General features: G+C 53.6%; 11 protein-coding genes. 1 reads left to right on the top strand and 10 read right to left on the bottom strand.

Annotated features, from left to right (window positions below):
* Nucleotides 1-8: 8 nt before the first annotated feature.
* The 10 genes from nuoI to lrhA form a co-directional block, all read right to left on the bottom strand.
* Entirely contained in the window at nucleotides 9-551 is a 543-nt protein-coding gene (gene nuoI, locus EOS98_RS07430; RefSeq protein WP_000172747.1) for an NADH-quinone oxidoreductase subunit NuoI, read from the bottom strand.
* A 14-nt stretch (nucleotides 552-565) separates the two neighbouring features.
* On the bottom strand, nucleotides 566-1,543 hold the full coding sequence (gene nuoH / locus EOS98_RS07425) for an NADH-quinone oxidoreductase subunit NuoH (RefSeq protein WP_126523943.1): 978 nt from the start codon (nucleotides 1,541-1,543) through the stop codon (nucleotides 566-568).
* Nucleotides 1,540-4,266: an NADH-quinone oxidoreductase subunit NuoG gene (nuoG, locus tag EOS98_RS07420; RefSeq protein ID WP_001728014.1), complete on the bottom strand. Its 2,727-nt coding sequence runs from the start codon at nucleotides 4,264-4,266 to the stop codon at nucleotides 1,540-1,542. The genes nuoH and nuoG overlap by 4 nt, the downstream gene beginning before the upstream one ends.
* Nucleotides 4,267-4,296: 30 nt before the next feature.
* Nucleotides 4,297-5,634 carry an NADH-quinone oxidoreductase subunit NuoF gene (nuoF, locus tag EOS98_RS07415; RefSeq protein ID WP_023218371.1) on the bottom strand — a complete coding sequence of 446 codons (1,338 nt, stop codon included), beginning with the start codon at nucleotides 5,632-5,634 and terminating at the stop codon, nucleotides 4,297-4,299.
* Nucleotides 5,631-6,131, bottom strand: a complete 501-nt coding sequence (gene nuoE / locus EOS98_RS07410; RefSeq protein ID WP_000545038.1) for an NADH-quinone oxidoreductase subunit NuoE — start codon at nucleotides 6,129-6,131, stop codon at nucleotides 5,631-5,633. Before nuoE ends, nuoF begins: the two co-directional genes overlap by 4 nt.
* 2 nt (nucleotides 6,132-6,133) lie before the next feature.
* Nucleotides 6,134-7,936, bottom strand: a complete 1,803-nt coding sequence (nuoC, locus tag EOS98_RS07405) for an NADH-quinone oxidoreductase subunit C/D (protein WP_000247855.1) — start codon at nucleotides 7,934-7,936, stop codon at nucleotides 6,134-6,136.
* 86 nt (nucleotides 7,937-8,022) lie between these two features.
* On the bottom strand, nucleotides 8,023-8,685 hold the full coding sequence (gene nuoB, locus EOS98_RS07400) for an NADH-quinone oxidoreductase subunit NuoB (RefSeq protein ID WP_000386728.1): 663 nt from the start codon (nucleotides 8,683-8,685) through the stop codon (nucleotides 8,023-8,025).
* Between the two features lie 15 nt (nucleotides 8,686-8,700).
* Nucleotides 8,701-9,144 carry an NADH-quinone oxidoreductase subunit NuoA gene (gene nuoA / locus EOS98_RS07395; RefSeq protein ID WP_000062993.1) on the bottom strand — a complete coding sequence of 148 codons (444 nt, stop codon included), beginning with the start codon at nucleotides 9,142-9,144 and terminating at the stop codon, nucleotides 8,701-8,703.
* A 394-nt stretch (nucleotides 9,145-9,538) separates the two neighbouring features.
* The gene (locus EOS98_RS07390; protein WP_001522276.1) at nucleotides 9,539-9,691 is read right to left on the bottom strand and encodes an STM2329 family putative cytoplasmic protein; all 153 of its coding nucleotides are present in this window, start codon (nucleotides 9,689-9,691) and stop codon (nucleotides 9,539-9,541) included.
* 80 nt (nucleotides 9,692-9,771) lie between these two features.
* Nucleotides 9,772-10,710 (bottom strand): transcriptional regulator LrhA, encoded by a 939-nt coding sequence (lrhA, locus tag EOS98_RS07385; protein WP_000606288.1) that lies wholly within the window; start codon nucleotides 10,708-10,710, stop codon nucleotides 9,772-9,774.
* A gap of 931 nt (nucleotides 10,711-11,641) precedes the next feature.
* On the opposite strand from lrhA, the gene alaA reads away from it, so the two are divergent.
* Entirely contained in the window at nucleotides 11,642-12,856 is a 1,215-nt protein-coding gene (gene alaA, locus EOS98_RS07375; RefSeq protein ID WP_000074540.1) for an alanine transaminase AlaA, read from the top strand.
* Nucleotides 12,857-12,923 lie beyond the last annotated feature (67 nt).

Raw genomic sequence — 12,923 nt, 5'->3', positions numbered from 1 at the left:
CCCTCTCCTTACGGTAACAGGCTCTTGACGTCGATAGGCTTAGCTTCGTTCTCTGCTTCGCCTTTATCTTTGCCGTCGATTGCCATACCCGCCATCCGGTAGAAGTTATATTCCGGGTATTTGCCCGGACCGGAAATCAGCAGATCCTCTTTTTCGTACACCAGATCCTGACGTTTGTATTCGCCCAGTTCGAAGTCCGGGGTCAACTGAATCGCCGTGGTCGGGCACGCTTCTTCGCACAGACCGCAGAAGATGCAGCGTGAGAAGTTAATGCGGAAAAATTCCGGATACCAGCGGCCATCTTTGGTCTCCGCTTTTTGCAGAGAGATACAGCCTACCGGACAGGCTACCGCGCACAGGTTACAGGCAACGCAGCGCTCTTCACCGTCCGGGTCGCGCGTGAGCACGATACGACCACGGTAACGGGGCGGTAAATAGACCGGCTCTTCCGGATACATCCGCGTTTCGCGTTTGGCGAACGCATGCAGGCCGATCATCCAGATACTGCGTACCTGAGTGCCGAAACCTACTAATAATTCTTTTAAGGTCATGGTCTTTGTGTCCCTTATTGCGCCTGCCACAGAATGACAGCCGCCGTTACCAGCAAGTTGATGAGCGTCAGCGGCAGGCAAACTTTCCAGCCGAAGGACATTACCTGGTCATAACGCGGACGCGGTAACGACGCACGAATCAAAATGAACATCATCATGAAGAACGCGGTTTTCAGCGTGAACCAGACGAATGGCGGTAAGAACGGGCCATGCCAGCCACCGAAGAACAGCGTTACCATCAGCGCGGAAACGGTGACGATGCCGATGTACTCCCCCACGAAGAACAGACCGAATTTCATCCCGGAATATTCGATGTGGTAACCGTCCGCCAGTTCCTGCTCGGCTTCCGGCTGGTCAAACGGGTGACGGTGACAGACCGCTACGCCCGCGATGGCGAAAGTAACAAACCCAAAGAATTGCGGAATCACGTTCCACAGATGCGCCTGGTTATTGACGATATCGGTCATATTAAATGAACCGGCCTGCGCCACCACGCCCATCAGGGAAAGACCAAGGAACACTTCGTAGCTCACCGTCTGGGCAGACGCGCGCATCGCGCCCAGCAGCGAGTATTTGTTGTTGCTCGACCAACCGGCGAACAGAACCGCGTAAACCGCCAGACCGGCCATCATCAGGAAGAACAAAATCCCGATGTTTAAATCGGCCACCACCCAATTAGGGCTAACCGGCACAATGGCGAAGGAGAGCAGCAGCGAAGTAAACGCGATCATCGGCGCCAGGGTAAAGATGACGCGATCCGAGAATTTCGGGATCCAGTCTTCTTTAAAGAACATCTTGATCATATCCGCGACCAGCTGGAGCGAGCCACCCCAGCCAACGCGGTTTGGTCCATAACGGTTCTGGAACAGACCCAGCAGACGACGTTCGCCAAAGCTCATGAAGGCCCCGCAGGTGACGACCACCAGCAGAATCACCACCGCTTTGAGAATGCTCAGCAGGATCTCAATCAGATCCGGTGTAATCCAACTCATTGTTGCGCCTCCCGCAGATCCTCAAGACGCGCGCCAGCCAGAACCGGCGCGATGCCAGGCATACCCATCGGCAGCCCTACCTGCCCTGCCGCTAACCCTTCAGAGATTTCAACCGGCAGCGTCACCGTATTGCCATCGTAGCTAAAGGAGACGCGCGTCCCGGCATTGACGCCCAACTTCGCGGCATCCGCCGGGTTAAGTTTGATATACGGCTGCGGCATACGGCTCTGGAAGACCGGAGAACGCTGAGACAATTCGTCGCTGCCAAACAGGTGGTAATACGGCGCAATACGCCACTGACCGTCCTGCGCCTGGAAGCTTGCCGGCACGGTAGTGAAATAATCCAGACCGCCCTCAGTCGCTTCAATCAAACGCACGCCCGGATCGCCGTGACGCAGTTTGCCGCCCACTTCATCCTGGAATTTGTTCCACGCCTGCGGGGAGTTCCAGCCCGGCGCCCAGGCGAACGGAATTTCAGATCGCGGGGCAGTCGGTTGGTTATTCCCTTCCATCGAGAAGGCGAACATGGTGTCTTTATCCTGCGGCTGACGTGGTTCATGCACGCTGATATTGGCGCGCATCGCCGTACGACCGCTGTAACGATGCGGTTCGCGCGCCAGCTTCTGCCCACGAATGCGGAAGGTCGCATCCGGCGCGGCGTCTTTAATGCCGGCAAATTGCGGCATGGCGGCAATGACCGCGTCGATCACGTGGTCAAGCTGAGTCCAGTCCACTTCGCGGTTTTCGACGGTGCTGTGCAGCGAATGCAGCCAGCGCCAGCTTTCCAGCATAATCGTCTTGTTATCGTAGTAGGCCGGATCATAAACCTGGAAGAAGCGCTGCGCGCGGCCTTCGTTGTTGATGACCGTACCATCGCTTTCGGCGAAGCTTGCCGCGGAAAGCACCAGATGCGCGTTTTCCATAATCGCCGTGCGCTGATGGTCAACCACCATCACCAGCGGCGCTTTGGCGAGCGCGGCGTTCACGCGCGTAGCGCTTGCATGACGGTGGAGATCGTTTTCCAGCACCACCACCGCGTCCGCGTTGCCGGTTTCCAGCTCGCCCAACGCATCGTCAAGCGAACCGCCGCCCATCATACCCAGCCCCATGCTGTTCACGGAACGGGCAATCATAGTAATACCGACGTCGGCGCCACGGCCTTTCAGCGCTTTCGCCACGTTGGCGGCCGCCTGAATCACCTCACTGCTACCGGCGTTAGTGCCGGAGATAATCAGCGGTTTTTTCGCGCCGGCCAACGCCTGCACAATGACATCAATTTTGTTTTGCAAGTCGCTGTCGATACCGTCAACCGCAGGCGCTGTATTGTCCAGCGCATGGGCAATCGCAAAGCCCAGGCGCGCCTGATCTTCCACCGGCGCGCGATAGGTCCAGGCGGCGATATCATCCAGACGGGTGTCGTCCACGTTGGTCACGAACAGCGGATGTTTGGCACGCTGGCCGATGTTAAGGATGGCCGCAATCTGCCAGTCGGCCACTTTCTGCGCCGCCGCCATTTCACGCGCTTTACCTTTCACCGCCTGACGTACCGCCAGCGCAACGCGCGCGCCGGTCTGGGTAACGTCTTCGCCCAAGACCAGTACCGCGTCATAAGATTCGATTTCCCGCAGCGCCGGGGTGTAAATGCCGCCTTCACGCAGCACTTTCAGCGCCAGTTGCAGACGTTCCTGCTCGCCGCGCGCGATACCGGTGTAGAAGTTTTCCGCACCAACCAGTTCACGCAGCGCAAAGTTGCTCTCAATGCTGGCGCGTGGCGAACCGATACCGATCACTTTCTTCGACTGGCGCAGAATATCCGCCGCGCCCTGCATCGCCTGCTCGGCGTTGAGAGTAATAAAGTCATCGCCGCGGCGCTGAACCGGCTGACGCGGACGGTCTTTCAGGTTCACATAGCCATAGCCGAAACGACCGCGGTCGCAGAGGAAGTAGTGGTTAACGGTACCGTTGTAACGGTTTTCGATACGGCGTAATTCGCCATAGCGCTCGCCCGGGCTGATGTTACAGCCGATGGAACACTGCTGGCAGATGCTCGGCGCAAACTGCATGTCCCATTTACGGTTGTAACGCTCGGAGTGCGTTTTATCGGTGAAGACGCCGGTCGGGCAAATCTCGACCAGGTTACCGGAGAATTCGCTTTCCAGCGTACCGTCTTCCGGACGCCCGAAGTAGACGTTGTCATGCGCGCCATAGACGCCCAGATCGGTGCCGTCGGCATAATCTTTGTAGTAACGCACACAACGGTAGCAGGCGATGCAGCGGTTCATTTCGTGCGAGATGAACGGCCCCAGATCCTGGTTGCGGTGGGTACGTTTGGTGAAACGGTAGCGGCGGAAACTATGCCCCGTCATCACGGTCATATCCTGAAGATGGCAGTTACCGCCCTCTTCACAGACCGGACAGTCGTGCGGGTGGTTAGTCATCAGCCACTCCACCACGCTTTCACGGAACTGTTTCGCTTCTTCGTCGTCAATAGAGATAAAGGTACCGTCGGTGGCTGGCGTCATACAGGACATCACCAGGCGACCACGCGTATCTTCCGCGTTTTGGTATTGCTTCACCGCACACTGGCGGCAAGCACCGACGCTTCCCAGCGCCGGGTGCCAGCAAAAATACGGAATATCAAGGCCGAGGGACAGACATGCCTGTAGCAGGTTGTCCGCGCCGTTGACCTCGTATTCTTTGCCGTCTACATGAATCGTAGCCATTAGCATGCTTCCAAATTAAAAATCGTTAACTCACCAGCGCTCTTTGAGCAGGTTCGGCTGAATACCATTGATTAAATGGGTATTGCTGAACGGCTGCTTGATGCCAGCTTCGAATTCTTCGCGGAAATACTTAATTGCGCTTTGCAGTGGCTCAACCGCGCCCGGCGCATGCGCGCAGAAGGTTTTACCCGGTCCGAGGAAACGACACAGTTGCTCAAGTGTCTCGATATCCCCCGGCTGGCCTTCGCCACGCTCCAGCGCGCGCAGAATTTTCACGCTCCACGGCAACCCGTCGCGGCATGGCGTACACCAGCCGCAGGATTCGCGGGCAAAGAACTCTTCCAGGTTACGCACCAGCGACACCATGCCGATTTCGTGGTCTACCGCCATCGCCAGCGCGGTGCCCAAACGGCTGCCTGCTTTACCAATACTTTCGAACTCCATCGGCAGGTCAAGATGCGCCTCGGTCAGGAAGTCGGTTCCCGCCCCGCCCGGCTGCCAGGCTTTGAATTTCAGGCCATCGCGCATACCGCCCGCGTAGTCTTCGAGGATCTCGCGCGCGGTGGTGCCGAACGGTAATTCCCACAGACCCGGATTCTTCACGCGGCCCGAGAAGCCCATCAGCTTAGTACCCGCATCTTTGCTCTTCGAGATGTTCTGGTACCACTCCACGCCGTTGGCGAGGATTGCCGGGACGTTGCACAACGTTTCGACGTTATTCACACAGGTCGGCTTGCCCCATACGCCGGAGGTCGCCGGGAAGGGCGGCTTGGAGCGCGGGTTCGCGCGGCGGCCTTCGAGGGAGTTAATCAGCGCCGTTTCTTCACCACAGATGTAACGCCCTGCCCCGGTGTGCACGAACAGTTCGAAGTCAAAACCGGTGCCAAGGATATTTTTCCCCAACAGGCCCGCCTCGGTGGCTTCAGCAATCGCACGGCGCAAATGTACAGCCGCTTCGATATATTCGCCGCGCAGGAAGATGTAACCACGATACGCTTTCAGCGCAAACGCGGAGATCAGCATGCCTTCCACCAGCAGGTGCGGCAGCTGTTCCATCAGCAGACGGTCTTTATAGGTGCCCGGTTCCATTTCATCGGCGTTACACAGCAGGTAACGGATGTTCATGGATTCATCTTTCGGCATCAGGCTCCACTTGAGACCGGTGGAAAAGCCCGCGCCGCCGCGCCCTTTCAGACCGGCGTCTTTTACCTGGCTGACGATTTCATCCGGAGACAGGCCGGTCAGCGCCTTACGCGCGCCTTCGTAGCCGTTTTTGCTACGATATTCATCCAGCCAGACCGGCTGTTTGTCATCGCGCAGACGCCAGGTCAGCGGATGGGTTTCGGGAGTACGGATAACGTTTTTCATTTATACCGCTCCAGTAGTTCAGGAATGGCTTCCGGGGTCAGATGGCTGTGAGTATCCTCATCAATCATCATGTTCGGCCCTTTATCGCAATTCCCCAGGCAGCAGGTCGGCAGCAGCGTAAAGCGACCATCAAAGGTCGTCTGCCCCGGTTTGATGTTGAGATTTTTTTCCAGCGCGGCCTGAATCCCCTGATAGCCGGTGATATGGCACACCACGCTGTCGCAGTAGCGAATCACGTGGCGACCGACCGGCTGACGGAAAATCTGGCTGTAGAATGTGGCGACGCCTTCGACGTCGCTCGCCGGAATACCCAGCACATCGGCAATAGCGTAGATCGCGCCGTCCGGCACCCAGCCACGCTGCTTCTGAACGATTTTCAGCGCTTCAATGGACGCCGCACGCGGGTCTTCGTAGTGGTGCTTCTCGTGCTCTATCGCTTCACGCTCTGCCGCACTCAGCTCAAAAGCCTCGGTTTGTGGTTGTTGATTCTCGTGCATAATTAGCGGTCCACATCTGACATAACAAAATCGATACTACCCAGATAGACAATCAGGTCGGAGACCAGGCTACCGCGGATCGCCGAGGGAATCTGCTGCAGGTGCGCAAAGCTCGGTGTGCGCACGCGGGTACGGTAGCTCATAGTGCTGCCGTCGCTGGTCAGGTAGTAACTGTTAATCCCCTTCGTCGCTTCCACCATCTGGAAGGACTCCTGCGCCGGCATCACCGGGCCCCAGGAGACCTGCAGGAAGTGGGTGATCAGGGTTTCGATATGTTGCAGCGTGCGCTCTTTCGGCGGCGGCGTGGTCAGCGGGTGATCCGCTTTGAACGGGCCTTCCGGCATGTTATCGAGGCACTGCTGAAGAATGCGCAGACTCTGGCGCAGCTCTTCCACTTTCAGCATCACGCGGGTATAGCAGTCGGAAACGCCGCCGCCCACCGGCACTTCAAAGTCAAAGTTTTCGTAGCCAGAGTATGGACGCCATTTACGTACGTCGAAGTCGATCCCGGTCGCGCGCAGCCCTGCGCCGGTGGTGCCCCACTCCAGCGCCTCTTTCGCGCCGTAAGCGGCAACGCCCTGCGAACGCCCTTTCAGAATGGTGTTACGCAGCGCGGCTTTCTCGTAAGAATCCAGACGCTTCGGCATCCACTCAAGGAACTCTCGCAGCAGGCGATCCCAACCGCGCGGCAAGTCGTGCGCGACGCCGCCGATACGGAACCAGGCCGGGTGCATACGGAAACCGGTAATGGCTTCCACCAGGTCATAAATTTTCTGCCGGTCGGTAAAGGCAAAGAAGACCGGCGTCATCGCGCCGACGTCCTGAATAAAGGTCGAGATGTACAGCAGATGACTGTTAATGCGGAACAGTTCGGAGAGCATCACGCGGATGACGTTCACACGATCCGGGACGGTGATCCCTGCCAACTTTTCTACCGCCAGCACGTACGGCATTTCATTGACGCAACCACCGAGGTATTCGATACGGTCGGTATAGGGAATGTAGCTATGCCAGGACTGGCGCTCGCCCATTTTTTCGGCGCCGCGGTGGTGATAGCCGATATCCGGCACGCAGTCGACGATTTCTTCACCGTCAAGTTGCAGGATAATACGAAACGCACCGTGCGCAGACGGGTGGTTCGGGCCGAGGTTGAGGAACATAAAGTCCTCGTTGTCAGTCCCGCGCTTCATCCCCCAGTCTTCCGGCTTAAAGGTCAGCGCTTCCATTTCCAGATCCTGCTTGGCTTTGGTCAGCTCAAACGGGTCGAATTCGGTCGCGCGCGCCGGATAATCTTTACGCAGCGGATGGCCTTCCCAGGTTTGCGGCATCATGATGCGCGTCAGGTGCGGGTGGCCTTCGATATCAATACCAAACATCTCCCAGGTCTCACGCTCGTACCAGTTGGCGTTAGGGAAAAGTTTAGTGAAGGTCGGCACGCGCAGGTCGTTTTCAGACAACGCCACCTTGAGCATGATATCGCGATTACGCTCAATGGAAATCAGGTGGTAGAAAACGGAAAAATCCGCGGCGGGTAACCCGTCACGGTGCGTACGCAGGCGTTCATCCATGCCGTGTAAGTCAAACAGCATGACGTAAGGTTTCGGCAGTTTCTTTAAGAAATCGCCAACCTCCAGTAGTTGTTCACGCTTGACCCAAACAACGGGGATACCGGTGCGGGTCGCCTGAACGGTAAAGGCATCCGGCCCAAAACGGTTGCGCAGTTCGCCGATAACCGGATCATCAAGATGATCGCGGGTACTCCATGCAGCGTCTTGCGCGGTTAAGTCGGTCATATTGTTCACCATTGCAAATGGTCCGTGGTGGTCGGCAGTGCTTCGCGCTATTAAAATAGTGGTTAGCGAAGTGAAGTGCTGCTGCCGACAGGCGCAAATTAAATCTCGTCCGGGGTACGCAGGTTCGTGACGGCAATACGCTCGCCGCGTTTACGTTCGCGTTCTGGCTGCATATTGGCGCGATACACGCCCTGATCGCCCACCACCCATGAGAGCGGACGGCGCTCTTTGCCAATCGATTCTTGCAGCAGCATCAACGCCTGCATATACGCTTCCGGACGCGGCGGACAGCCAGGGATATACACATCCACCGGGATGAACTTATCAACGCCCTGCACTACCGAATAAATATCGTACATGCCGCCGGAGTTGGCGCAGGCGCCCATAGAAATGACCCATTTTGGCTCCAGCATTTGGTCATACAGACGCTGAATAACCGGGGCCATTTTGGTAAAGCAGGTACCGGCCACCACCATCAGGTCAGCCTGACGTGGCGACGCACGCAGCACTTCCGCGCCGAAACGGGCAACGTCATGCACTGCGGTAAAAGAGGTCACCATCTCTACATAGCAGCAAGAAAGGCCGAAGTTGTAGGGCCAAATTGAGTTTTTACGGCCCCAGTTAACCATGTCATGCAGTTTGCCCATGAACACGTTTTTGTTAACTTCCTGCTCCAGGGGGTCGGTTACGATCTCCTGTTTTTGCAGGGGGTAACGGTCATTCTCACCGTTAGGATCTATGCGGGTGAGCGTATAATCCATCTTAATGCCTCGCGGTTAGCGTTGACGATTAGCGATACTGTTCGTTTCCGGGTTCATACGCTCGCGGCGTGAACGCGCGGGCGTCCAGTCCAACGCGCCAATACGCGCCAGATAAACCAGACCAGCCAGTAACACAAAAATAAAAATTGCAGCTTCCACAAAGCCAACCCAGCCGCTTTCGCGGATAGAAGTTGACCATGCGAACAGATACAGCGCTTCAACGTCGAAGATAACGAAGAACATGGCTACCAGGTAAAACTTGGCAGACAGGCGTAAGCGGGCGGTGCCGACCGAGTCGATACCTGATTCAAACGGAACGTTCTTGTGCCTCGCGCGTGCGCGACCGCCCAAAAACCAACCGCCTACCAGCATCAGGCAGCACAGGCCAATGGCAACGATAAGAAAGATAGCGAATGCCCAGTGATGAGCGATGACTTCAGTGGATGTTGACATACTCATTGCTTACTCATCAAAAGTAGCGCCAGTTTCTCTGCTCTTTACGGCAGATGGGCGCCACATCGATTCATGGGGAGGAATAAAAAAAACCCTACAATTACTGTAGAAAATGATAAAAACAGCTAATTGATGTGGTTTTTTACTCCTTTCTATAACCTTTTGTCAACTTTAACAAAAGTTCCTTCACATTAATTTACATCAATTCATCACCATTAACATTAAGTGCCATCCTGGAGAAAATGACTCTTCGGCCAGGGGGGATTTTATGTTGTTGAATCGTGTCCGTTGTGAAGCAAAAGAAATAACACACACCTATTTTGACAGGAATTTGTGAAGATGCCTCCCCCTAAATGGGAGTATTTTCTTGATCTGTGACACGCTTTTGTTAATTCACCCCCTAAAACAGCAACAATTTCTCTAGTTTTTTAACATGCAAATTCATAAAATGGATGTTCTGGTTATTTTTTGCCCACATTGAACTGCGAATTGCTACTGGCTGATTTACCGCAACTTTTACAATTTGTGCGGTTAAGCGCGTACAGATGGGCACAAAAAAAGAGCCACTGAGCGTTTTTTCATCGCCAGCGGCTCTTTTTTTACATTTACGACTTAGCGCCTTTTGTCTGCGAGCTACTCAAAACCCCCTTCCACCATCAGCGGATCATCTCCGCCCTCTGCAGAAAACTGGTTGTAATGCCATGGGTTTTGATAGCTTTCCATCGCATGGAAAATCACCATCGCCAGCTCGTTCTGGCTATTGGGATCGCGGCACAACAGATATTCCGTATCCGGCAAAGGCGGTAATCCGTCTGCGGCGCCCAGCACGCGAAGGTCTGGACTCATCATTTCGACAGGTCGAGCCGTTACGCCAAGACCGGCTTTAACGGCCGCGCGTACCGCCGGTAATGTAGACGCCACATAGGCCAGCCGCCAGGGAATACCCGCTGCATTTAGCGTCTCCAGCACCATATCGCGGAATGGGCTGGGATCGTCCAGCAGGACTAATGGTACGGGCTCTCCCCTTTGCAAAACATACTCAGCCGCACAATACCAATGGGTGGGCGAGGTCCGCAAATTCAGACAGTCCAGCGAATGAGGTTGGTTAGTCGTCACCACCAAATCTACTTCCTGCGATTTAACCATGTCCACCATATAGGCGTTGCGTTTTACCCGTACATCAAGCGCGAGTTTCGGATAAACCGAGCTGATTCGGCTAAGCAAAAAAGGCAGGATAGTATCAGCTGATTCATCAGAAGCGCCGATTGTTAACACTCCCTGAAGATTACTGAACATTAATGATGAACACGCCTCATCATTAAAACGCAGGATTTTTCTGGCGTACCCCAGAAGCTGGATACCGTGTTCGGTCAAAAGTTTGTTACGGCCATGGCGGGCGAACAATTCCTTTCCCACGAGTTGCTCAAGACGCTGCATTTGCTGACTGACCGCAGACTGAGTACGACATACCGCCGCCGCCGCCGCGGCGAAGGTGTTCAGATCGGCAACGGCCACGAACGTTCTCAGCAGATCGAGATCGAGGTTAATTATCGGACGATTTGCATTTATCATAATTTTTCACTTACTGGCGGGTCATATCGGGCTGACCTGGTTAATGCTGTGCATTCAGAAACAAGCAATTCCATTTGTAATGTGCATCCTTCGCAGTACCGCCTGGTTACCCAGGTAAATGTTAGAATGTAATTGAAAATACGACCAAAACACTTCTCTTACTTACTGATATAATACCAAATGCAACTGATCGGGATATATCAAAGAGAATGTGTCATACCTTTAGGCGTCTACAGATTTCTGCTAATGATGGACGTGTAAATCTTGTAACAGCGTCAAATAGTTTACCGAGACGCACAGATACAAAAACAATATATTGAACAATAGGTTATGTATAAAATCGCGTCATGATAATTAGCAGACAACGCAGACTACGCCCCCGTTTCGGATCATTATCTTAACCTAAAACCGCTATATTTATAAGTATTATTACGAATAATCTTAACCTTGGATATGTTATACTAATCGGACCAGAAAGATATTATTACGACTTTAGTAAATGCTTTTTAAATATTAAATAATAATTAATTAAGATTTCTACCATTCATTAATTATACTTAACAATAGTTTCACACCCCCCGCCGCCGGAAAGGTCTAACCTTCTCATTTTACCTTTAATACTCAGTATTTCCGAAATAGCCAGCGCGACACTAATGATGAATGCTTATCTCTCATAAAACAGATAATTTCTGACAACATAAAAAACCACATTACGCGCAATCATATAGAATAAAACACTATACATACAAACAAAAATAGAAAATACATCTAACCAAATGATTTTATGAAGTTTTAAACAGCACGAAAGCGCGTTAAAAATAAACAAAATCTTCTTCTGTTCACTCTTCAAAACTCACCGTCGTGGGAGTACATTGTTTCGTGCTGACTTCCACGGCAGGGAGTGGCAATAACAGCTAAAAGGTCAAGATTCATGTCCCCCATTGAAAAATCCAGCAAACTCGAAAATGTCTGTTATGACATTCGTGGCCCCGTTCTGAAAGAAGCGAAACGCCTTGAGGAAGAAGGTAATAAAGTTCTTAAACTGAATATCGGCAACCCCGCCCCCTTCGGATTCGAAGCGCCGGACGAAATTCTGGTCGATGTCATTCGTAATTTGCCGACGGCGCAAGGATATTGCGACTCGAAAGGGCTTTATTCTGCCCGTAAAGCGATTATGCAGCATTATCAGGCCCGTGGAATGCGCGATGTAACCGTGGAAGATATCTATATCGGTAACGGCGTTTCCGAGCTGATCGTTCAGGCGATGCAGGCGTTGCTTAACAGTGGCGATGAAATGCTGGTTCCCGCGCCCGATTATCCGTTATGGACAGCGGCGGTATCGCTCTCCAGCGGCAAGGCGGTACATTATCTTTGCGATGAATCTTCCGACTGGTTCCCGGACCTTGACGATATCCGCGCCAAAATCACCCCACGTACGCGTGGTATTGTCATTATTAATCCAAACAACCCTACTGGCGCCGTCTATTCTAAAGAATTGTTGATGGAAATTGTCAACATTGCGCGCGAGCATAATCTCATCATCTTCGCCGATGAAATTTATGACAAGATTCTCTATGACGATGCCGAGCATCACTCTATCGCCGCACTGGCGCCTGATCTGCTGACCATCACCTTTAATGGTTTGTCTAAAACCTATCGCGTCGCCGGCTTCCGCCAGGGCTGGATGGTGCTGAACGGGCCGAAAAAACATGCGAAAGGCTATATTGAAGGGCTGGAGATGTTAGCCTCAATGCGCCTGTGCGCCAACGTCCCGGCGCAACATGCTATTCAGACCGCGCTCGGCGGCTATCAAAGCATTAGCGAATTTATTCTGCCGGGCGGTCGACTGTATGAACAGCGTAACCGCGCCTGGGAGTTGATTAACGATATCCCCGGCGTTTCCTGCGTAAAACCGCGCGGCGCGTTGTACATGTTCCCCAGGATCGACGCTAAACGTTTTAATATTCACGACGACCAGAAGATGGTGCTGGACTTCCTGCTACAGGAAAAGGTGCTGCTGGTGCAAGGTACCGCCTTTAACTGGCCGTGGCCGGATCACTTCCGCATTGTGACGCTACCGCGTGAAGATGACCTGGAGATGGCCATCAACCGTTTTGGGCGTTTCCTCTCAGGTTACCATCAATAATCTTAAATTCAGGCTACTTCGGTAGCCTGAATTGCATCTTCATCTCCCTCCCCGCACAATGAAGTCT

Origin of the sequence: Salmonella sp. SSDFZ69 (assembly GCF_004010755.1) — a bacterium.
Lineage (GTDB): Bacteria > Pseudomonadota > Gammaproteobacteria > Enterobacterales > Enterobacteriaceae > Salmonella > Salmonella enterica.
Note: the sequence above shows the minus strand (reverse complement) of the source record. Positions and strands in the feature narration are given on the sequence as shown.

Coding starts and splice junctions, on each gene's coding strand:
- nuoF (WP_023218371.1), bottom strand. CDS start 5,634: ATGAAAAACGTTATCCGTACTCCCGAAACCCATCCGCTGACCTGGCGT.
- nuoG (WP_001728014.1), bottom strand. CDS start 4,266: ATGGCTACGATTCATGTAGACGGCAAAGAATACGAGGTCAACGGCGCG.
- lrhA (WP_000606288.1), bottom strand. CDS start 10,710: ATGATAAATGCAAATCGTCCGATAATTAACCTCGATCTCGATCTGCTG.
- nuoC (WP_000247855.1), bottom strand. CDS start 7,936: ATGGTGAACAATATGACCGACTTAACCGCGCAAGACGCTGCATGGAGT.
- nuoB (WP_000386728.1), bottom strand. CDS start 8,685: ATGGATTATACGCTCACCCGCATAGATCCTAACGGTGAGAATGACCGT.
- nuoH (WP_126523943.1), bottom strand. CDS start 1,543: ATGAGTTGGATTACACCGGATCTGATTGAGATCCTGCTGAGCATTCTC.
- nuoE (WP_000545038.1), bottom strand. CDS start 6,131: ATGCACGAGAATCAACAACCACAAACCGAGGCTTTTGAGCTGAGTGCG.
- nuoI (WP_000172747.1), bottom strand. CDS start 551: ATGACCTTAAAAGAATTATTAGTAGGTTTCGGCACTCAGGTACGCAGT.
- nuoA (WP_000062993.1), bottom strand. CDS start 9,144: ATGAGTATGTCAACATCCACTGAAGTCATCGCTCATCACTGGGCATTC.
- alaA (WP_000074540.1), top strand. CDS start 11,642: ATGTCCCCCATTGAAAAATCCAGCAAACTCGAAAATGTCTGTTATGAC.